The sequence below is a fragment of the Flagellimonas profundi genome, from assembly GCF_017313275.1.
Taxonomy (GTDB): Bacteria; Bacteroidota; Bacteroidia; order Flavobacteriales; family Flavobacteriaceae; genus Flagellimonas; species Flagellimonas profundi.
Map to the genome: position 1 here is coordinate 967,191 of NZ_JAFLNM010000001.1, position 19,651 is coordinate 986,841.

At 40.3% G+C, this 19,651-nt stretch carries 20 protein-coding genes; 10 read left to right on the forward strand and 10 right to left on the reverse strand.

Annotated elements, in window-relative coordinates; all coding sequences use genetic code 11:
- Window positions 1-15 precede the first annotated feature (15 nt).
- The 5 genes from J0654_RS04420 to J0654_RS04440 form a co-directional block, all read right to left on the reverse strand.
- Window positions 16-657 (reverse strand): DUF937 domain-containing protein, encoded by a 642-nt coding sequence (locus tag J0654_RS04420; RefSeq protein WP_207026443.1) that lies wholly within the window; start codon window positions 655-657, stop codon window positions 16-18.
- A 73-nt stretch (window positions 658-730) separates the two neighbouring features.
- Entirely contained in the window at window positions 731-1,687 is a 957-nt protein-coding gene (locus J0654_RS04425; protein ID WP_207026444.1) for a D-2-hydroxyacid dehydrogenase, read from the reverse strand.
- A 26-nt stretch (window positions 1,688-1,713) separates the two neighbouring features.
- Complete coding sequence (locus J0654_RS04430) at window positions 1,714-2,049, reverse strand: four helix bundle protein (RefSeq protein ID WP_207026445.1); 336 nt, start codon at window positions 2,047-2,049, stop codon at window positions 1,714-1,716.
- A gap of 33 nt (window positions 2,050-2,082) precedes the next feature.
- Window positions 2,083-3,147, reverse strand: coding sequence for a 3-phosphoserine/phosphohydroxythreonine transaminase (gene serC, locus J0654_RS04435; protein ID WP_207026446.1), 1,065 nt, complete (start codon window positions 3,145-3,147; stop codon window positions 2,083-2,085).
- A gap of 70 nt (window positions 3,148-3,217) precedes the next feature.
- Window positions 3,218-4,264: an acyl-CoA reductase gene (locus J0654_RS04440; RefSeq protein ID WP_207026447.1), complete on the reverse strand. Its 1,047-nt coding sequence runs from the start codon at window positions 4,262-4,264 to the stop codon at window positions 3,218-3,220.
- An 85-nt stretch (window positions 4,265-4,349) separates the two neighbouring features.
- Here J0654_RS04440 and J0654_RS04445 point away from each other — a divergent pair, with 85 nt between their 5' ends.
- From J0654_RS04445 to J0654_RS04475, 7 genes are all read left to right on the forward strand, one after another.
- Complete coding sequence (locus J0654_RS04445; protein WP_207026448.1) at window positions 4,350-4,703, forward strand: 4Fe-4S dicluster domain-containing protein; 354 nt, start codon at window positions 4,350-4,352, stop codon at window positions 4,701-4,703.
- A 233-nt stretch (window positions 4,704-4,936) separates the two neighbouring features.
- The gene (ychF, locus tag J0654_RS04450) at window positions 4,937-6,031 is read left to right on the forward strand and encodes a redox-regulated ATPase YchF (protein ID WP_207026449.1); all 1,095 of its coding nucleotides are present in this window, start codon (window positions 4,937-4,939) and stop codon (window positions 6,029-6,031) included.
- Between the two features lie 54 nt (window positions 6,032-6,085).
- Window positions 6,086-7,423, forward strand: a complete 1,338-nt coding sequence (locus tag J0654_RS04455) for a fibronectin type III domain-containing protein (protein WP_207026450.1) — start codon at window positions 6,086-6,088, stop codon at window positions 7,421-7,423.
- Between the two features lie 80 nt (window positions 7,424-7,503).
- Window positions 7,504-8,406, forward strand: a complete 903-nt coding sequence (locus J0654_RS04460; RefSeq protein WP_207026451.1) for a DMT family transporter — start codon at window positions 7,504-7,506, stop codon at window positions 8,404-8,406.
- A 102-nt stretch (window positions 8,407-8,508) separates the two neighbouring features.
- The gene (locus tag J0654_RS04465; RefSeq protein WP_207026452.1) at window positions 8,509-10,377 is read left to right on the forward strand and encodes a DNA topoisomerase IV subunit B; all 1,869 of its coding nucleotides are present in this window, start codon (window positions 8,509-8,511) and stop codon (window positions 10,375-10,377) included.
- A 15-nt stretch (window positions 10,378-10,392) separates the two neighbouring features.
- Window positions 10,393-13,020, forward strand: a complete 2,628-nt coding sequence (locus J0654_RS04470; RefSeq protein WP_207026453.1) for a DNA gyrase/topoisomerase IV subunit A — start codon at window positions 10,393-10,395, stop codon at window positions 13,018-13,020.
- Window positions 13,021-13,090: 70 nt separating this feature from the next.
- Window positions 13,091-14,053 (forward strand): sterol desaturase family protein, encoded by a 963-nt coding sequence (locus J0654_RS04475; protein ID WP_207026454.1) that lies wholly within the window; start codon window positions 13,091-13,093, stop codon window positions 14,051-14,053.
- On the opposite strand, the gene J0654_RS04480 is transcribed toward J0654_RS04475, so the two are convergent.
- From J0654_RS04480 to J0654_RS04490, 3 genes are read right to left on the reverse strand one after another with little or no spacing between them, the layout of a single operon-like run.
- Window positions 14,050-14,868: a TerC family protein gene (locus J0654_RS04480; RefSeq protein ID WP_207026455.1), complete on the reverse strand. Its 819-nt coding sequence runs from the start codon at window positions 14,866-14,868 to the stop codon at window positions 14,050-14,052. The two genes, J0654_RS04475 and J0654_RS04480, sit on opposite strands and share 4 nt — an antisense overlap.
- Window positions 14,869-14,870: 2 nt before the next feature.
- Window positions 14,871-15,248, reverse strand: a complete 378-nt coding sequence (locus J0654_RS04485; RefSeq protein WP_207026456.1) for a DNA topoisomerase IV — start codon at window positions 15,246-15,248, stop codon at window positions 14,871-14,873.
- A 32-nt stretch (window positions 15,249-15,280) separates the two neighbouring features.
- Entirely contained in the window at window positions 15,281-15,670 is a 390-nt protein-coding gene (locus J0654_RS04490; protein ID WP_207026457.1) for a helix-turn-helix transcriptional regulator, read from the reverse strand.
- Window positions 15,671-15,955: 285 nt separating this feature from the next.
- On the opposite strand from J0654_RS04490, the gene J0654_RS04495 reads away from it, so the two are divergent.
- The 3 genes from J0654_RS04495 to J0654_RS04505 all read left to right on the forward strand — a co-directional run bounded on the left by J0654_RS04495 (window position 15,956) and on the right by J0654_RS04505 (window position 18,166).
- Entirely contained in the window at window positions 15,956-17,056 is a 1,101-nt protein-coding gene (locus J0654_RS04495) for a M14 family metallopeptidase (RefSeq protein ID WP_237685884.1), read from the forward strand.
- A 99-nt stretch (window positions 17,057-17,155) separates the two neighbouring features.
- Window positions 17,156-17,635 carry an Lrp/AsnC family transcriptional regulator gene (locus J0654_RS04500; protein WP_108246105.1) on the forward strand — a complete coding sequence of 160 codons (480 nt, stop codon included), beginning with the start codon at window positions 17,156-17,158 and terminating at the stop codon, window positions 17,633-17,635.
- 12 nt (window positions 17,636-17,647) lie between these two features.
- Window positions 17,648-18,166, forward strand: coding sequence for a DinB family protein (locus tag J0654_RS04505; protein ID WP_207026458.1), 519 nt, complete (start codon window positions 17,648-17,650; stop codon window positions 18,164-18,166).
- Window position 18,167: 1 nt separating this feature from the next.
- Here the strand turns inward: J0654_RS04505 and J0654_RS04510 are convergent, their stop codons facing one another.
- Window positions 18,168-18,494: a hypothetical protein gene (locus J0654_RS04510; protein WP_207026459.1), complete on the reverse strand. Its 327-nt coding sequence runs from the start codon at window positions 18,492-18,494 to the stop codon at window positions 18,168-18,170.
- A gap of 94 nt (window positions 18,495-18,588) precedes the next feature.
- Entirely contained in the window at window positions 18,589-19,644 is a 1,056-nt protein-coding gene (aroB, locus tag J0654_RS04515; RefSeq protein ID WP_207026460.1) for a 3-dehydroquinate synthase, read from the reverse strand.
- Window positions 19,645-19,651 lie beyond the last annotated feature (7 nt).

A 19,651-nucleotide genomic window follows, 5' to 3' on the forward strand; every position in this document is an offset into this window, starting at 1 on the left:
AGTTAAGCTGATTTTCTATTTCCCAAAAAGTCCTCCCAGCATACCGCCAAGACCACTCTTTTTCTGGCCACCACCATTCAACACCATTCCGGCCAGATCATCTATAACACTGCCGTCACCATCGCTATCCAAAAAGCTTTCGACCAAGGATTGCTGCTTGGCCGCTGCCTTATTGCCGCCCATTAATCCGCCCAATAGTCCGTTAAGGCCTTCAGGACTGCTCACGTTTTGTTGTCTGGTCTGTTTTCCCAAATACCCCAAAAGGATGGGGGCCGCGATTTTTAAAATTTGTGATATGGAACCTGCATCAATCCCTGATTTGGTACTCAAGGCATTTTCGACTTGTGGTTGCTTGGAACCTAATACATGGCCGAGAATCCCTGCCCCATCGTCCATTACATTTTGGTCTACGCCACCACCAAAAAGGCCACCTAAATCATCCAAAATACCACCGTCGTGCTTGGAAGAAAGGGCGTCCATGAGTCCTTGTGCCCCGCCCGGCGTGGATGCATTTTTTTTCATGGCTCCCATTAATAGTGGCATGGCCATACTCAAAACTTCTGCTGTTTTATTTTCGGGTTGCCCAGTTTGGCTAGCAGCTCCGCTGACCAACTGTTTGCCCATGGGGCTGTTGATCAAGTCTAATAATCCTGACATTGTGTTAGTGTTAAGGTTAAAGTAACAATGTACAAAAAAGTGGGTTTTGAAAGTAGGAACTACCTTAAAAAACCTATGGTTTGAGTAATTTGATAACCTTCTGCGCCAATTCAACACCTATACGCTGTTGTGCCTCAAGAGTAGAGCCTCCAACATGCGGACTAAGGGAAATTTTGGGATTCATCAATATCTTGATTTCCGGATGGGGTTCCGATTCGTAAACATCCAGTCCAGCAAAGGCCAAATGGTCGGTATCCAAGGCTTCGACCAAGGCAACTTCGTCCAATACACCACCTCTTGATGTATTGATGATTCCAGCACCTGGCTTCATAAGTCCAAGTTCCTTCTTTCCGATCAGATATTTTTCTTGGGCCGGTACATGAAGACTTACAAAATCGGAGTTGGCCAAAACTTCTTTAACATCGCTGCTTTTTAAAGTAAAATCAACAGATTGTCCATCAAAAAAAGAAAGTGTCAAACTAGCTTCTTTGGTATGATGATCAGTGAACAAGACCTCCATGCCCAAGGCCAACGCCATTTTTGCAGTAGCTTGTCCAATTCTTCCAAAGCCTACAATACCTAAGGTTTTTCCTCGAAGTTCAAGGCCTCCTGCATAGCTCTTTTTAAGTTGTTTGAATTGACTATCACCTTCCAGAGGCATGTTTCGGTTAGCATCGTGCAAGAATCGAACACCATTCAACAGGTGTGCAAAAACCAATTCCGCTACTGACTCGGAAGATGCCTCGGGCGTATTGAAAACACTAATTCCTTTGGACTCGGCGTATTTTACATCAATATTGTCCAAACCAACACCGCCACGTCCAATCAATTTTAAATCAGGGCAATCATCAATAAGTTTTTTATCAACTTTGGTCGCACTGCGCACCAATAGTCCCTGAATACTATTTTTGTTGATGTAGTTCGCCAATTGTTCTTCGGCAACACGTGTGTTTTTAACTTCGAAACCTTCTTTTTCAAGTAAATCCACCCCTTCTTGAGCGATTCCGTCGTTAGCCAGTATGACCTTCATAAATATTAAATTATAAGTTTTAAGTTCTAAATAGTATTTTGACTTGTTTTCACAATCTTAGTTAGGATTTTAATGATTTGGTCAATTTCGTCCAAGTATTCGGATAGCTCCAATTGCGATAGATTGGCTTCCTTTATCAATCTTAACCAGTATCTGGTTTCTCTTGCTTCTTTCGAAGCGATTGCCATTTTTGAAATAAAATCTTTCTTGGACTGACCCGCTCCTGCTTCCGCTACATTAGCTCCGATGCTCGTGGAAGAACGCAAAAGTTGGTTCGCGGATATATACTCATTGTTTTCCTTCAAGTCTTTTACTAACTTGATGATACGTAAAGAGAACTGAAAACTTCTTTCTTCAATCAATACTCAACATTTAGAACCTAAAATTGATTAAAATTATCCTTTCTTTTCAAGTTCACTCATAATGTCCACCAAAACTCCTACACTTTCCAAAGGAAGCGCATTGTACATGGAGGCCCGATAACCACCAACAGACCTATGTCCATTTATGCCGTTAATTCCCGCTTCAATGCACATAGCATCGAACACATCCTTTAACTCATCATCGGTGATATTGAAGGTGGCGTTCATGTTGGAACGGTCTTCTTTTGCAGCAATCCCAGAGAATACAGGGTTAAGTTCGATCTCCGAATAGATCAAATTGGCTTTTCGTTCATTGATTTCTTCAATCGCAGCAATTCCTCCCAAATCCTTCAACCATTGCATGGTAAGCATGGAAACGTACACAGCAAAAACGGGCGGTGTGTTGAACATACTATCTTTGGCCACATGAACCGAGTAGTCCATCATGGATGGTATTTTACGCGATACCTTTCCTAAAATATCTTCTTTTACCACCACGAGCGTGGTCCCTGCCGGACCCATGTTTTTTTGTGCACCGGCATAGATCAGATCAAACTGGGAAAAGTCCATTTGTCTGGAAAAGATATCTGAGCTCATATCACATACCAATGGCACATCGGTTTTTGGAAATTCTTTAAACTGGGTTCCGTAAATGGTATTGTTGGAGGTAAGGTGCAGATAATCCAAATCGGATGGAATATCAAAACCTTTTGGGATATACTTAAAATTATCTTCTTGAGAGGAAGCGACTTCTATGATTTCGCCGAACAATCTAGCTTCCTTAATGGCTTTTTGACTCCAGGTGCCTGTATTTACATACCCAGCTTTTTTGTCCAAAAGGTTAAAAGCCGTCATTAAAAATTGCATGCTTGCCCCTCCTTGCAAAAACAGAGCCTGATAACCCTTGCCCTCGAGCCCCAAAAGTTCTAGTGCGAGTGAGCGAGCCTTTTCCATAATGGCTACGAACTCCTTGCTACGGTGAGAGATTTCTATAAGTGAAAGTCCAATGCCATCCAGTTCAATAATGGCTTCGGATGCCTTTTGCATTACCTCTGCGGGCAAAATGCACGGGCCTGCGCTAAAATTATGCTTTTTCATTTCCTTGGTTTAAGGAGTAAAGGTCTTAAAAATTGTTGGATCTATAAACGATTCCAAAGTATAGGATTTGTTAAAGGTTCAAAAGGAATTTCATAGTATCAATTCCATCTGCGTAATCGCTCAAACTTGGCTTTTGGGTGGCACCAAAATTCACTTCATTTTCTTTTGCTCCACCGGAAACCACACATTGGATTTGCTCGTCCATTTCCTGCAACTTGTTCCTTAAACCGGATTCATCATCATAAAAAGAATAAAATAAAACAGAAATAGGGGAGGTGAGTGCCTCATCCTCTTTTAAAATTAAAAACCCGTTATCCAGAATCTTGAATTCGCTCATTAAATAGACCGCCTTATTGTAATCGTAGTTATTGGCGTACTTATGTTGATTGATAATGTCCTTATAATGGAAGAGCGCATTGAACAATGCATCAAAATCATAATTCTTTGGCACAAATATTTTGGACACATTGCGGCAACCCAATCCATAATACCTAAAAATATCCTCTCCGAGTGCTTTTAATTCTTCTTCCGATTCTTTTCCGGTCAACACGGCGACAGAGTTTCTGTTTTTTCTGATGATGTTGGGCTTCTTTCCGAAGTAATATTCGAAATAGCGGCTGGTGTTGTTGCTCCCCGTAGCGATCACTGCATCAAAGTTTTCTAGTTTCTCGTCCACAAACTCAATTTTATCCACGAGTGATGGCTCTTGTTCAATCAAATAATTGGAAAGATAAGGCAAGAGCACTTTGTCGTTGGAAGATAGTTTGGCCAAGACCTTGTTGCCAGATAGCAACACTGATAAAAAGTCGTGAAAACCCACCAATGGAATGTTTCCTGCCATAATAATGCCCACGGTTTTTGGTTTACTATCCTTGTTAAAGGAATAGTTGCCCAACCAATCCTTTATATTTTCCTCCGTAAGCAGATCGCCCCATTGCTTTAAGGAGAATAGAATGTTATCCTCGGTAAACCACCCGTTGTGGTGGCCGGCCCGCGCAATGATTTCCTTCAACTCTTGATCAACTTCAGGGTTGTTGGAATAACATTTATCACAAAAATCCGTTAGGTATTTTCCAAGTTTAACAAAAGCATCTATGGTATTTGTATCTGGTGCCATTAAATTTGTACACTAATTTAGTAGGGTTTATTTTTGTCAAAAGTAAGCATGCTGATAAGAATCAGCCCAAAAGGAAAAGAAAATTATGGCAATTATTATTACAGATGAGTGCATAAATTGTGGTGCTTGCGAGCCAGAATGTCCCAACACAGCAATTTATGAGGGTGCAGATGAATGGAGATATAGTGATGGAACTTCATTGAACGGAGATGTGGTTTTGCCCAACGGGAAAGAGGTGAATGCCGATGAAGTTCAGGAACCTGTGAGTGATGAGCTTTATTACATAGTTCCGGATAAATGTACCGAATGCAAAGGATTTCACGAAGAACCACAATGTGCGGCAGTATGCCCAGTGGACTGTTGTGTTCCCGATGAAGACCACGAAGAAACCGAAGAGGAGCTATTGGGCAAGCAAAAGTTTATGCACCCCAACGGTTAAGCAATAAAAAACAATTAATTTAGCCCCGAACCAATGTTCGGGGTTTTTTATGCAGAAAAAAGAGAAAGCTTATAACGGTATTTGGAAGCAAGCGGGGTGTATATTATCCCTTATCGCGATTTTTGGCATCATTGCCTTGATGATCATGGGATTTTATTTATTGATTAAAGGCTATTAGTCATGAGTACCAAAACTTCAACTTATATTTGCAGCCTCAAAACATAAGAATTTAGATGAAAGCAGGTATTGTAGGATTACCAAACGTAGGAAAATCAACACTTTTCAACTGTTTGTCCAACGCAAAAGCACAAAGTGCCAACTTCCCTTTTTGTACCATTGAACCTAATATTGGCGTGGTAAATGTGCCTGACCAGCGTTTGGAAAAATTGGAAGAACTGGTGAATCCCGAGCGTGTGATACCTGCTACCGTAGAAATTGTTGACATTGCTGGTCTGGTAAAAGGTGCCAGTAAGGGAGAAGGATTGGGCAACCAATTTTTGGGAAATATCCGGGAAACCGATGCCATTCTGCACGTGCTACGTTGCTTTGATAACGATAATGTGGTTCATGTTGATGGTTCTGTAGACCCGATCAGGGACAAGGAGACCATTGATATGGAATTGCAATTGAAAGATTTGGAGAGTGTTGAAAAGAAACTCGACAAAGTGAAGCGTGCAGCCAAAACCGGGAATAAGGAAGCCCAAAAGGAAGAAGCCGTCCTTTCTGCCCTTAAAGAAGGGCTCGAAGCCGGAAAATCCGTAAGGGCCATTTCTATAAATGAAGATGACCGTGAAGAATTTGTAAAACCCATGCAATTGATTACGGATAAGCCTGTAATGTATGTATGTAATGTGGATGAAGATGCAGCGGTCGATGGAAATGCTTATGTTGAAAAAGTAAAGGAAGCCGTAGCTGGAGAAAATGCGGAGGTTATCTTTTTGGCGGTTGGTACGGAAGCCGACATAACCGAATTGGAAACGTATGAAGAGCGTCAAATGTTCTTGGAAGATCTGGGGCTTTCCGAACCTGGTTCCGCTAAATTGATTCGCGGTGCTTACAAACTACTTAACCTGGAAACCTATTTTACTGCAGGGGTAAAAGAAGTCCGTGCTTGGACCATTCCCGTTGGGGCAACAGCTCCACAAGCGGCGGGTGTTATCCATACCGATTTTGAAAAAGGCTTTATCCGCGCTGAGGTCATCTCCTATGACGATTACGTGAAATACGGCAGCGAAGCCAAGGTAAAAGAAGCTGGCCGTATGCGTGTTGAGGGCAAAGAATATATTGTTAAGGACGGTGATGTGATGCATTTTAGGTTTAATGTTTGATATATTTTGCAGGACTGTATTTAAGTAGTATATTTCTTGTTAAATATATGTTTCATGAAATACCCCATACTTAGCCTAGCCCTGATTTTTCTATTGGGCTGTTCCTCATCTTCAGAATCAGAAAACGAACCACAATCAACTGTAGACTTACCTATAATAGCAACCAATTCCCCAAACGAAATAACCGCTGTTTCCGCACAACTTGGAGGAAGTATATCTAACAACGGAGGTGCCAACATCATAGACAAAGGTGTTGTTTGGGATGTAGCCTCAGGCCCTACCATAAATGACAACAAAAAAAGTATTGGTAGTGGAAATGATAATTTTTCTGCCATAGTGGACAATTTAGAACCCGACACTAAATATTACGCAAGGTCTTACGCTGTAAATTCCAAGGGAACCGCTTATGGGAACGAAGTTACTTTTACTACATTGATTCAAGAACCCCAGTCAAAGGTTTATGAGGGAACCATTGATCTTTCCAATCAAAGTTTGGTCGATTCCTTTGGTGCTGAAAATTATACCGAGGTAACTGGGGAAGTCAGAATTTATGGTTCTGTGAATGATTTGACACCCTTGAGCAATTTGGAATTAATTGGACAGGACCTGTTGATATCTAACGCCGACAATCTAGTTTCCTTGAATGGGCTCGAAAATGTTTTGGAAATTGGAGAATCTATTCAGTTTATTAACAATGATGCCTTGACTGATATTTCCGCTTTGGAAAGTCTAAATGCATCTTATGCCATTATATTTCAAGGGAATGATGCTTTGAAAACCATTTCTGGATTCTCACAAACAGTTAACGTGAGTGGATTGGTAAAAATCAGCGAAAATACAAACCTTGAAGTAATATCAGGTTTTCAGAATTTGGAAACAACAGGTAATTATTTTCAAATAACCGATAACGCTAGTCTAGTGGATTTAAATGGACTTTCGAAATTAACATCAATAGGCAATGGACTATGGCTAAACAATAATGATGCTTTAACGGACCTAACACCATTAAGTTCTTTGGAATCTATATCGGAAATTGTTATAAATGGAAATGCATCTTTAGAAGCAATCACCATTTTCAATCCATTTACAAGTTTGACCTCTATTGAAATATCCAATAATGGTTCTTTGACTTCAATTCAGGGTTTCGAATCTTTAACAAATGTGGATGGGGGTATTCGTATTAACTCAAATGTTCTTTTAACTTCTATAACTGCTTTTGGAAATATAACATCATTTGGTACAGATGTGCAGATAAGATATAACCAGGTTCTGCAGGATTTCTGTATACTGAATAATTTGATTACCGCAGAATATACAGGTTCTTTTTCAACTATTGGAAATGCATACAATCCTACTTTGCAGGATATGATAGACGGTAATTGCAAACTTTAAATGTTGATATAAGCGTTTGGGTGTCGTATTTATATACGGAAGGTATGCTATTGCATTTATATTAGTAATAGCTTTGCTATATGTCCAGTAAAAGCTTGGGGGTTTTTTACGGGGTCCTGGGAGTAGTGATGTTCTCCTCTAAGGCAGTAATGGTGAAATTGGCGTACCGTTACGATGTCGATACGCTCGATTTGCTGCTGTTTCGAATGTTGTTTTCACTTCCATTTTACATTTTTATATTGTTTTTGATTCGAAAAAAATCAGCAAACACAAAAATTGTGGGCAAAGATTATGCGTGGCTGTTACTTTTTGGCTTCGTGGGCTATTATTTGGCCAGTTATTTCGATTTTTTGGGGCTGAATTACATCAAGGCAGGCCTTGAGCGCATCATTCTTTTTGTGTATCCAACCATTGTTGTATTTCTAAGTTGGCTGATATTTAGGCAAAAAATATCCAAGGTTCAATTTATCGCCATTCTGGTTACGTATGTGGGAGTGCTCATTACCTTTTGGGACGAATTGGAGGTCTCTGGCAACGAAGTACTGCTGGGAGGGTTTCTGGTATTGCTGAGTGCCATTACCTATGCCTCTTATTTGGTGGGAAGCGGATGGTTGATTCCCAAATTCGGTGTGCTCCGATTTACCTGCTACGCGATGATCGTGTCCACAATCTGTATTGTAATGCACTATTTGGTATCGGGCCATTGGGGATTTATGGATTATCCATGGCCTGTATATGCATATGGTTTTGCAATGGCTATTTTCGCTACGTTCATTCCTTCGTTTTTGGTGTCGGCGGCAATCGAAAGGTTGGGAGCTTCCAACTTTTCAATTTTGGGAAGTTTAGGGCCCATTTCCACAATTTTGCTCGCCTATGTGTTTTTGGACGAAAAACTCACATATTGGCAGTTGGTTGGAATGTCGGTTGTTATTTTTGGGGTGACCTACCTGTCAATCCAAGGCAAAAAGCGGGCTAAAGGCTGATATATATTAACAATTATTGTTTTTCATTGTTGATTACTTTCTACCCTACACCCTTTTATTTTTGCTCCTAAATTTTATATTGCAATGATTAACCCTTAACTAATGGCAGATACCCAATATACTGAAGATAATATCCGTTCGCTGGACTGGAAGGAGCATATTCGTATGCGTCCAGGGATGTACATTGGAAAATTGGGCGACGGTTCCTCCGCAGATGATGGTATTTATATTCTTTTAAAAGAAGTACTCGACAACTCCATCGACGAATTTGTGATGGGAGCCGGGAAGACCATCGAAATCAACATCAAGGACAATACCGTTCATGTTCGTGACTACGGCCGCGGTATTCCACTTGGAAAAGTGGTGGACGTTGTCTCCAAAATGAACACAGGCGGCAAGTACGATACCCGAGCTTTTAAAAAATCCGTTGGGTTGAACGGGGTGGGTACCAAAGCTGTGAATGCGCTCTCCACCTACTTCAGAGTGGAATCCAACCGGGACGGACAGTCCAAGTCTGCCGAGTTTGAGACGGGTAATCTGGTCAATGAGGAACTTCTGGAGGAATCATCCCGAAGAAAGGGGACAAAGGTGAGTTTTATACCTGATGAATCCATCTTTAAAAAATACAAATACAGAAACGAGTATGTGGAACGCATGCTCAAAAACTATGTCTACCTAAATCCAGGTTTGACCATTGTTTTCAATGGGGAAAAATTCCATTCGGAAAATGGTCTGAAGGATTTATTGGAGGACAACAATAATAACGAGGACTTTCTTTATCCCATCATTCACCTAAAGGGCGATGATATCGAGGTCGCGATGACCCACAGTAAAACCCAGTATAGCGAAGAATACCATTCCTTCGTAAACGGGCAACATACTACACAAGGGGGTACACATCAATCTGCATTTAGAGAAGCCATCGTAAAAACCGTCCGTGATTTCTACGGAAAAAACTATGATGCTTCGGATGTTAGAAAATCGATCATATCCGCGATTTCCATTAAAGTGATGGAACCGGTGTTCGAGAGTCAGACCAAAACCAAATTGGGGTCTACCGATATGGGAGGGGATCTGCCAACGGTGCGTACCTACATCAATGATTTTATCGGCACGCATTTGGACAATTACCTTCATAAAAACCCTCAAACAGCCGAGGCGCTACAGAAGAAAATTGTTCAGGCGGAGAAAGAACGCAAGGAACTCTCCGGCATTCGAAAGCTAGCAAGGGACCGAGCCAAAAAAGCTAGCCTTCATAATAAAAAGCTAAGAGATTGTCGTGTCCACCTGCAGGATATGAAAAAGGACCGCCGTCTGGAAACCACCTTGTTCATAACCGAGGGGGATTCCGCATCCGGCTCCATTACCAAATCCAGGGATGTAAACACACAAGCAGTGTTCAGTTTACGGGGAAAACCGTTGAACTCCTACGGTATGTCCAAAAAAATCGTTTACGAAAACGAGGAATTCAATTTATTGCAGGCCGCGCTCAACATTGAGGATTCGATGGAGGACTTGCGCTACAATAATATTGTGATCGCAACAGATGCCGATGTGGACGGAATGCATATCCGCTTGTTACTGATTACCTTCTTTTTGCAATTTTTCCCGGAATTGATCAAAGAAAATCACTTATATATTCTTCAAACCCCACTGTTTAGGGTGCGCAATAAAAAAGAGACGATTTATTGCTATAGTGATGAAGAAAGAAAACAGGCCATTGAAAAACTCTCCGGGAAACCTGAAATTACCCGATTTAAAGGATTGGGTGAAATTTCCCCAGATGAGTTTAAAAACTTTATTGGTGATGATATCCGTTTGGAACCCGTGATGCTGGATAAAGCGATGAGCATAGATGCCCTTTTGAAGTTTTATATGGGCAAAAATACGCCGGACAGACAAGAATTCATCATCAACAATCTTAAAGTGGAACTTGACCTTGTTGAGGAAAACCAACTACAACCCAAATAAATGCCGCCTTTCTAAATGGAAGAGAACGAAGAACTGAACGATGAAAGTTTAGAAAACCAAGACGAGTCACAAGATAGCCTGGTAAAGGTTACGGGCATGTACAAGGATTGGTTTTTGGATTACGCTTCCTATGTAATTCTGGAGCGTGCCGTACCTGCTATCGAAGATGGTTTCAAGCCTGTGCAGCGAAGAATTATGCACTCGCTGAAAGAACTGGACGATGGCCGATACAACAAAGTGGCCAATGTAGTAGGGCATACCATGCAGTACCACCCGCACGGCGATGCCAGTATTGCAGACGCCATGGTTCAAATTGGTCAAAAGGACTTACTTATAGACACCCAAGGTAACTGGGGAAACATTTTGACTGGTGATGGAGCCGCAGCATCGCGTTATATTGAAGCCAGATTGTCAAAATTTGCCCTGGAAGTCGTCTACAGTCCAAAAATTACGGAGTGGCAGCTCTCTTATGATGGTAGAAAAAAGGAACCTGTTCACCTTCCCGTAAAATTTCCGCTCTTGCTCGCGCAAGGAGCAGAGGGTATCGCGGTAGGGCTATCAACAAAAATTTTACCGCATAACTTTAACGAACTTATTGACGCCTCGATAAAACACCTAAAAGGCAAGCGTTTCACCTTAGTGCCAGATTTCCCTACAGCGGGAATCATTGATGTGACCAATTACAATGATGGCATGCGCGGTGGTAAGATCAGGGTTAGGGCCAAAATCTCGACTTTGGACAAAAATACCTTGGTCATCAACGAAATACCATATGGCACCAATACTTCCTCTTTAATTGATTCTATCTTAAAAGCTAATGATAAGGGGAAAATCAAGATAAAAAGGATAGAGGACAACACCGCAGCCGAAGTAGAAATTTTGGTGCATTTGCCCAATGGTATCTCTCCGGACAAAACTATTGATGCGCTATACGCATTCACCGCTTGCGAATCTTCCATTTCACCATTAGGCTGTGTTATCGAAGACAATAAACCCTTGTTCATCGGTGTCAAGGAGATGCTCGAAAGATCTACAGATCATACGGTGGAATTACTTAAAGCAGAGCTTCAAATCCAATTGGATGAACTGGAGGAACAATGGCATTTTTCTTCATTGGAACGAATTTTTATCGAGAATAGGATATATCGCGAAATAGAAGAAGAGGAAACCTGGGAAGGGGTAATCGAAGCCATTGACAAAGGTTTGAAACCACACATTTCCCATTTAAAAAGGGAAGTAACCAAGGATGACATTGTTCGTTTGACTGAAATCCGAATCAAACGTATTTCAAAATTTGATTTAGATAAAGCGCAACAACTTATTGAAAGCCTTGAAGATAAAATTGCTCAGACCAAGCACCATTTAGGACATTTAGTGGAATTTGCCATTGATTATTTCAAAGAACTTAAAAAGAAATACGGGGCAGGACGAGAGCGTAAGTCAGAAATAAAGATTTTTGATGACATTGAAGCGACCAAGGTCGTTATCAGAAATACGAAGCTTTACGTGAACAGAAAGGAAGGCTTTATCGGAACTTCCTTGAAACGTGACGAGTATGTAACCGACTGCAGCGATATTGATGATATTATCGTTTTTACCCAAAAAGGGGAAATGATGGTCACCAAAGTGGATTCCAAAGTTTTTGTCGGTAAAAACATTATCCACGTCGCGGTCTTTAAAAAGAAAGATAAGCGAACTACCTACAACATGATCTACAAGAGCATGAAAGGTGGACCGAGTTACGTAAAGCGGTTCAATGTTACCAGCATGACCCGCGATAAGATATATCAGCTTGCAGGGGACAAAGCTTCCTCTGAAGTGCTGTACTTTTCGGCGAATCCCAATGGAGAAGCGGAAGTGGTTACCGTTATGTTGCGGCAATCGGGAAGCATTAAAAAATTGAAATGGGACCTTGATTTTTCCGATGTTCTGATCAAAGGAAGAAGTTCCAAAGGAAATTTAGTGACCAAATATGCCATTAAACGCATTGAACTCAAGGAGAAAGGTGTATCCACGTTGAAACCTAGAAAAATTTGGTTTGACGATGTGGTAAGCCGCCTCAATGTTGATGGAAGAGGGGAGTTGCTGGGTGAATTCAAGGGTGACGACCTACTTTTGGTAATAGATCAAAAAGGAATCGTTAAAACAATTCCGCCCGATTTGCTTACTCGTTTTAATGATGATATGATCGTGCTGGAAAAATGGAACCCAAAGAAGCCTATCTCGGTTGTACATTATGTTGGGGATAAAGAACGGTTTTATTTGAAAAGATTCTTAATCGAGAACCCGAATAAGGAAGAAGTGGTGATCGATGAGGATTCGAAATCCTATTTGGAGTTGGTGTCCACAGATTGGAGACCCATGCTGGAAATTGAATTTGTGAAACCCCGTGGAAAGGACCCAAAACCGAACCTCGAAGTGAACGTTGAGGATTTTATAGCGGTAAAAGGAATTAAAGCTATTGGAAACCAGCTCACAACGGATAAAGTTAAAAACATAAATGCCTTAGATTCCTTACCTTATGAAGAGCCCGAACAACAAAAAGCCGAGGATATTGAGGTAGTGGATGAAGAACAGATAGACAGTGATAATGATGATATAGAAACAAAGAATGACAGTTCTGATCAAACAACTTTGTTTTAAAGCTTTTTATGGCTAATTTGCCCAATCGATTTAATACCCAAAGCAGACCGCTTAATACATATACATATTTATGGATTTTACAAACCCGCTGGTGTATGGTGTACCAGTTTTCATTGCCTTTATATTACTAGAATTAACATACAGCAAAACCCACGACCATGAACATAACGACCTTTATAATTGGAAGGACTTAGCAGCTAGTGGTTTTATGGGTATTGGTTCTGCAATCCTCGGACCTTTGTTCAAAGTAGCTTTTGCCATTCTTCTTTTTGAAGGTGCGTATGAACTTTTCAATCCCGTTCTAGATGGAGTTCGAACAAACTTTTTGGGATATGAATCCTTTGGATATGCTTGGTATGTTTGGATCATTTGCCAATTAGCCGATGATTTTACATATTATTGGTTTCACAGAGCGAACCACGAAGTACGTATTTTGTGGGCAGCACACATTGTACACCACTCTTCCGACAATTTTAATTTGGGAACCGCTATCAGAAACGGATGGTTCACTATTTTGTACAAACCTTTCTTTTACATTTGGATGCCGGCCATCGGATTTCCTCCAGAAATGGTATTGGTCTGTTTGGGCATAGAGGCTTTGTGGCAATTCCAATTGCACACTGTTTACGTTCCAAAACTTGGCTTTTTGGAAAAGATATTCAATACCCACACCATGCACCAGGTACATCACGCGCAAAACGTCGAGTATTTGGATAAGAACCATGGTGGTTTCTTGAATATTTTTGATAAAATGTTCGGTACTTGGAAGGAGTTGGATGATGATATCGATGTCAAATATGGAGTGATCCACGCTCCAAACTCTTACAATCCCATAGTTATCCTAACACATGAGTTTAAAGATATTTGGAACGATGTCAAAAAATCCAAAAAGCTTTCCCATAAATTAATGTACATCTTTGGACCTCCTGGTTGGAGCCACGACGGAAGCACTTTGACGGTCAAGCAACAACAACGGCTATTCAAAAAACACAAGGAAGCTAGTCCCGAGCTGGTCTACCAAAGACCTAATTAGTGTTCATTTAAGGAGTGGTCTTCTTTCTCTTGAACATTTTTTTGCATTCTAAGGTTCAAAAATTCAACCATTAAGGAGAAGGCAATGGCGAAGTAGAGGTATCCTTTTGGAATAGCCCCAACTTCGTTTCCGAAAACCTGTAAATGCGATAAATGTGCCGATTCCGCTATCAGCATAAATCCAATCAGAATCAAAAACGATAATCCCAATACCTGTATGGATGGGTGACGATTCACAAATTCCCCTACGGGGTTGGCGAACAACATCATGATCAATACAGAGATCACCACTGCAGTTATCATCAAAACCAAAGCATCTGTTGGGTTTGGAGAAATCCCGTTGGTCATTCCAATAGCAGTCAAAATGGAGTCAAAAGAAAACACAATATTGATTACCGTAATTTGAATGATGGCATTCATCAAGGACGTAGAGCGTGATTTTTTCACTTCTCGCTCATCGTGACCACGGTCTTCAATTTTCTCATGGATTTCCCGAGTACTTTTGTAGAGCAGGAAAAGCCCGCCTGCAAATAAAATCAGGGCTTGCCAACTAATACCCCCGGTCAACCAGGATTCGTTCAGCACTAAAAATGGTTTTTTCATTTTTGTAAGCCATGTAATCCCGAACAATAGAACAATTCGTAACAGCATGGCCAGGACCAATCCGATATTTGTTGCCCTTCTCCTGTCTTTTTTTTCCAACTTGCCCGCAGCAATGGAAATAAATATGATATTGTCAATACCCAAGACGATTTCCAAGAAAGTTAGGGTCAGCAAAGCCATCCAGGCATCGGGACTTGCAAATATGTCGAACATGGTTAGTTTATTTTATGGGCAACACCTTTAAATTTTCGATTATCGCCAACTACGTTATATTCAAAAGTATAGGAAGAATCCTTAGTGGTCAATATTTTAATATGGATAGGTTTTTCTTCAGCCTTGTTCTTTGGGTTAAGGTTTTTTAGAATGTATTCACAATCGTTTATCCAGCGAATGGAAGAAGAGTCTTTCTTTCCTTCAAACTCATCCACTTCCAATTCAAGAGTCCTGTAAAATGTAGTTTCTTTCTCTTCGCCATTGATAGTGGCCGTGAACGAAAATTCACCAGTTTTAAAATCTATGCAATTACGCTCTGGTGGTTGTCCGCACGCAATAAATAAAAGTGCGATGAACCCTAAAGAAAGATATTTTATCATACTTGCAAAGTAACGGAAAGTAGGGGAAAGGGTCAATCCTTTTTTGTGTTGAATGTTCTAAAGGTACCATCCTTGTAAAACAACACTATTTTATAAGGTTCTTGTTCACTGATTTTTTCCTCCTTCAATATTCTAGGGGCTCTCCCTTGATTCTCTATTTCTTTTTCTAGCGGCTCCGGTGTTTGATTTCCACTCTCTGCCTCCTTAGGAAAACTACCCTCGCCTTTTAAAAGCCAATACAAATCTACCTGAGGGTAGGTATCGACCAATTTCATCACAAAATCCAAACTGGGTTTGTTTCTGCCATTCAATAAATGGGAAATACTCGAGCGTTGCACCCCGATTTCATCAGCAAAGGCAGAAACAGTCAATTCCAAATGTTCTATAATGGTCTCTATACGCGATACAATTCCTTTGTTCACAAATGTAAATTTATATACATCTAAGATATTAAAATAATATCCCAATTAATAACCCTCAATATAAATAAAGTAAATAATCTAGAAGTTTTAATTCAAGTATACAATATTAATATACTGATATACTGTAATATATACTTATAAATATCATTTAGTTGACAATTGTACCGAGATAGGTGGTGCACGTATAAAAAAACGTTACAAATGTATATTGAAGAACTAACAAGACAGTTACATTTGTAAATTTTACTATGGTTACTTTTGTAAACTTTAATTGGGAATCTTATAATGGACTATAGCGTTTACAAGGAGAAATCTATTGAGGGAAGATACATTACTATGGAATCCATTGGTTCCTGTTTATCCAAACTATCTATAGCTCCTATTCCTATAGGTGATTCCGTAAACGGCGTTGTAATTAATGCTTTTAAATTAGGGGCGGGCGATAAAAAAATACTCATGTGGTCCCAAATGCACGGCAATGAATCCACCACCACAAAGGCCCTTTGCGATATGTTCAACTTCCTTGGTTCCAAAGAGCCACTGGCCCATACCATATTGAAGCATTGTACGCTTATGATTGTTCCTATATTAAACCCTGACGGAGCAACTGTGTATACTAGGGAGAACATTAATAAAATAGACTTGAACCGTGACGCAAAAAATTTGAGCCAACCAGAAAGCAGGGCGTTGCGAGAATTGTTCGAATCCTTTGAACCTGACTTTTGCTTTAATCTACATGACCAACGAACACTATTTAGTGCTGGAAAGACCAACAAACCGGCAACGGTTTCCTTCTTGTCTCCAGCAAGTAATAAAGAACGCCATATTACCCCAACACGGGAAGTTGCCATGAAGTTGATCGTGGCCATGGATTCCATGCTTCAAAACCATATTCCCGGACAGGTGGGAAGGTACGACGATGGGTTTAATGACAATTGCGTGGGGGATGCATTTCAAAAACTGGGTGTTCCCACCGTTTTATTCGAGTCAGGCCATTACCCAAGGGATTATAGCCGCGAGAAAACCAGGGAGTATATCTTTTTGTCGATTTTAGAAGCGCTCAAAACTATTGCGGAAAACAAAATAGATCTTTATAAGACAGGGGATTACTTTTCCATACCCAACAACCAAAAATTGTTTTTTGATGTTTTGATCATCAATCCAACGATTGTGAACCCTGAAATAGAAACAGGACATGCTGTGGGCATCAGATATAAAGAGGTGTTGGATGACCATAAAATTAGTTTTAAACCCGAAATTGCCGAAATAGGCCCACTTGAGGGGTTTTATGGACACCAAACCATAGAATGTGTTGATAACAAGGATTTTGGCTTTACAACTTCACAAAAAGAAATTCTAGATTTACTTCTAAATTTCAATAAATAAGAACCAATTTTTCTTCGTTCTTGCATTTTATTTAAAAAAGAACCATTTTTATTACGTAAATTTCCTTTTTTAACTACTTTTGCTGCAAAATTCAATGTAATGAACAAAGTTAAGCTAGACGAGATAGATCACCAGATATTGGACATGTTAATCGATAATACCCGTACACCATTTACGGATATCGCAAAAAAATTGTTGATTTCCGCAGGTACGGTTCATGTCCGAGTCAAAAAAATGGAAGAATCAGGTATCATCAAAGGTTCTTCCCTGACTCTTGACTATGTCAAATTGGGCTATTCATTTATTGCCTATGTTGGGATATTCTTGGAAAAAACACATCAGACCAAATTTGTATTGGAAAGATTGAGCCAAATTCCATACGTGACCGTGGCTCACATTACAACGGGCAAATTCAATATTTTCTGTAAAATCAGGGCAAGGGATACAACACATGCCAAAAACATCATTTTCAAGATTGATGATATTGAAGGTATCAGCCGTACAGAAACAATGATCTCCTTGGAAGAAAGCATTAACGATAAAAGACGTTTGATGCATACCATCTTTAACGAGCTATAATATTTCTTTTTTATGGTACTTTCGGAACTGCCATCTTCTGAATACAACCCATTTTACCAGACCTATGTCATGGCATTGGGCAATGTGGAATTGATCGAAGAATTGGTAAGGGGCAAAGACGAGTTATTGTCCCTGTTAAAAGAAATACCCGAACAAAAACTTGATTATGCTTACGCTGAGGGCAAATGGTCCTTGGCGGAAGCATTGATTCATGTAATCGATACCGAAAGGGTTTTCCAGTATCGTGCACTTTGTTTTGCAAGGAACGACAAAACACCGCTTCCAGGTTTCGATGTGGATGCTTACGTACCGTATTCCAACGCAACGAACCGTTCCAAAGCTTCTTTGGCCCAAGAATATAAAGCGGTTAGGGATTCCACAATAGCACTCTTTAATTCGTTTGACAAAGAAGCCATAAAAAGAATTGGTTTGGCCAGTGATTCAAAAATGAGTGTTCGAGCGCTGGGTTTTATTATTAGTGGACACCAAGCGCACCATGTTCGAATTATAAAAGAACGATATTTAGCCTAAATCAATATTGATCATCATCTTCTATTTCTTCGGAAGGGGAGACAATTCCTTCAAAGGAATCTGCCTCAAATTCAGAAGCAACTAGTTCTTTGTCCAGTTCCTTTTCTATGGTCTCCTCGAAATTGGCCATAAAACTCGAAAGACTTTTACTGATCTTTACCATGTAGATGGTATCTGCCGTTTTCACTTCAACAGCTTCGATTACTTCACCATTTGGTTTTTTAATGGTAATCATGTCATCATCACCATAACCATCTGGATAGGAGTCAATTAATTTGGCGGCCACCTTGTGGTCCAACTTTTTGTAGTCAATCAAAATTCGTTTCATAATGGTTAGTTATTAATAGCATTCCTAAACTAGGAATTTTTGAATTTGATGGACTCTTAGAGTTGCAAAAGCAAAAAATAAGTATGCGAAGTGTTTATTCTTTGTAGTAAGCGAATGCCCTATGAAACAATTCTTCTGGAATTTTAACATCGGTAACTGCTTCGCCAATGGACTGCAGCAGTACGAAATTCACATTGCCGTGAGAATTTTTTTTGTCGTATTTCAGGAGTTGAAGTATCGCTTCAATGTCATCCGGAGTAAAGTCTACCTTATCAAAATACTTTGAAAAACCCTTTTTGATTTCGTCCAGGGACAATTTGGATAGTCCTCGCAGTTCATGCGATAAATACCCTTCCAGCACCATTCCCGCAGCGATGGCCTCTCCGTGCAACAAAGTTTTTTTGTCGGGATTGTCCAAACAATAAGACTCAATGGCATGGCCAAGCGTATGGCCAAAGTTTAAGATTTTACGCAGTCCTTTTTCGGTAGGATCCTGCAGAACAACGGAGTTCTTTATGGCTATGGACCTTTGAATGCAGGATGCATCCGTAAAACCTCCTTTTTCAGTTAAATCTTTCCAATATGCTTTATCTTGGATAAGTCCGTGCTTTAACATTTCCGCATATCCACTGGTTATTTGCCGTGGATCCAGTGTTTTTAGGAATTCAGGGAAAATCAAGACCATTTCCGGTTGGTTGATCACGCCGATCTGGTTCTTTAACGAACCGAGGTCAACGCCGGTTTTTCCGCCAATGGAAGCATCTACCATAGATAGTAGGGTAGTGGGGATATTGATAAAATCGATGCCACGTTTAAAGGTAGAAGCCACAAAACCTCCCATATCGGTCAGCACACCCCCGCCTAAGTTGAGCAACAGACTTTTTCGGTCCCCTCCTAAATTGGACAAATCTTCCCAGAGCTGTAAACAGGTATGGATATGCTTGTTCTCTTCTCCGGACTGAATTTCCAAAATGGCATCAATGGGATGCTGAAATATTTTTTTAAATAGGGGCAAACAATGCGTTTTGGTGTTCTCATCCACCAAAACAAATATTTTGGAGTAATCCCTATTGGCAACGTGTTGGTTTAGAGAGGCTTCTGCCAATTCGTTAATATGTACGTCGTAAGACTGTGATTTAACCGATTCCATAAATTTA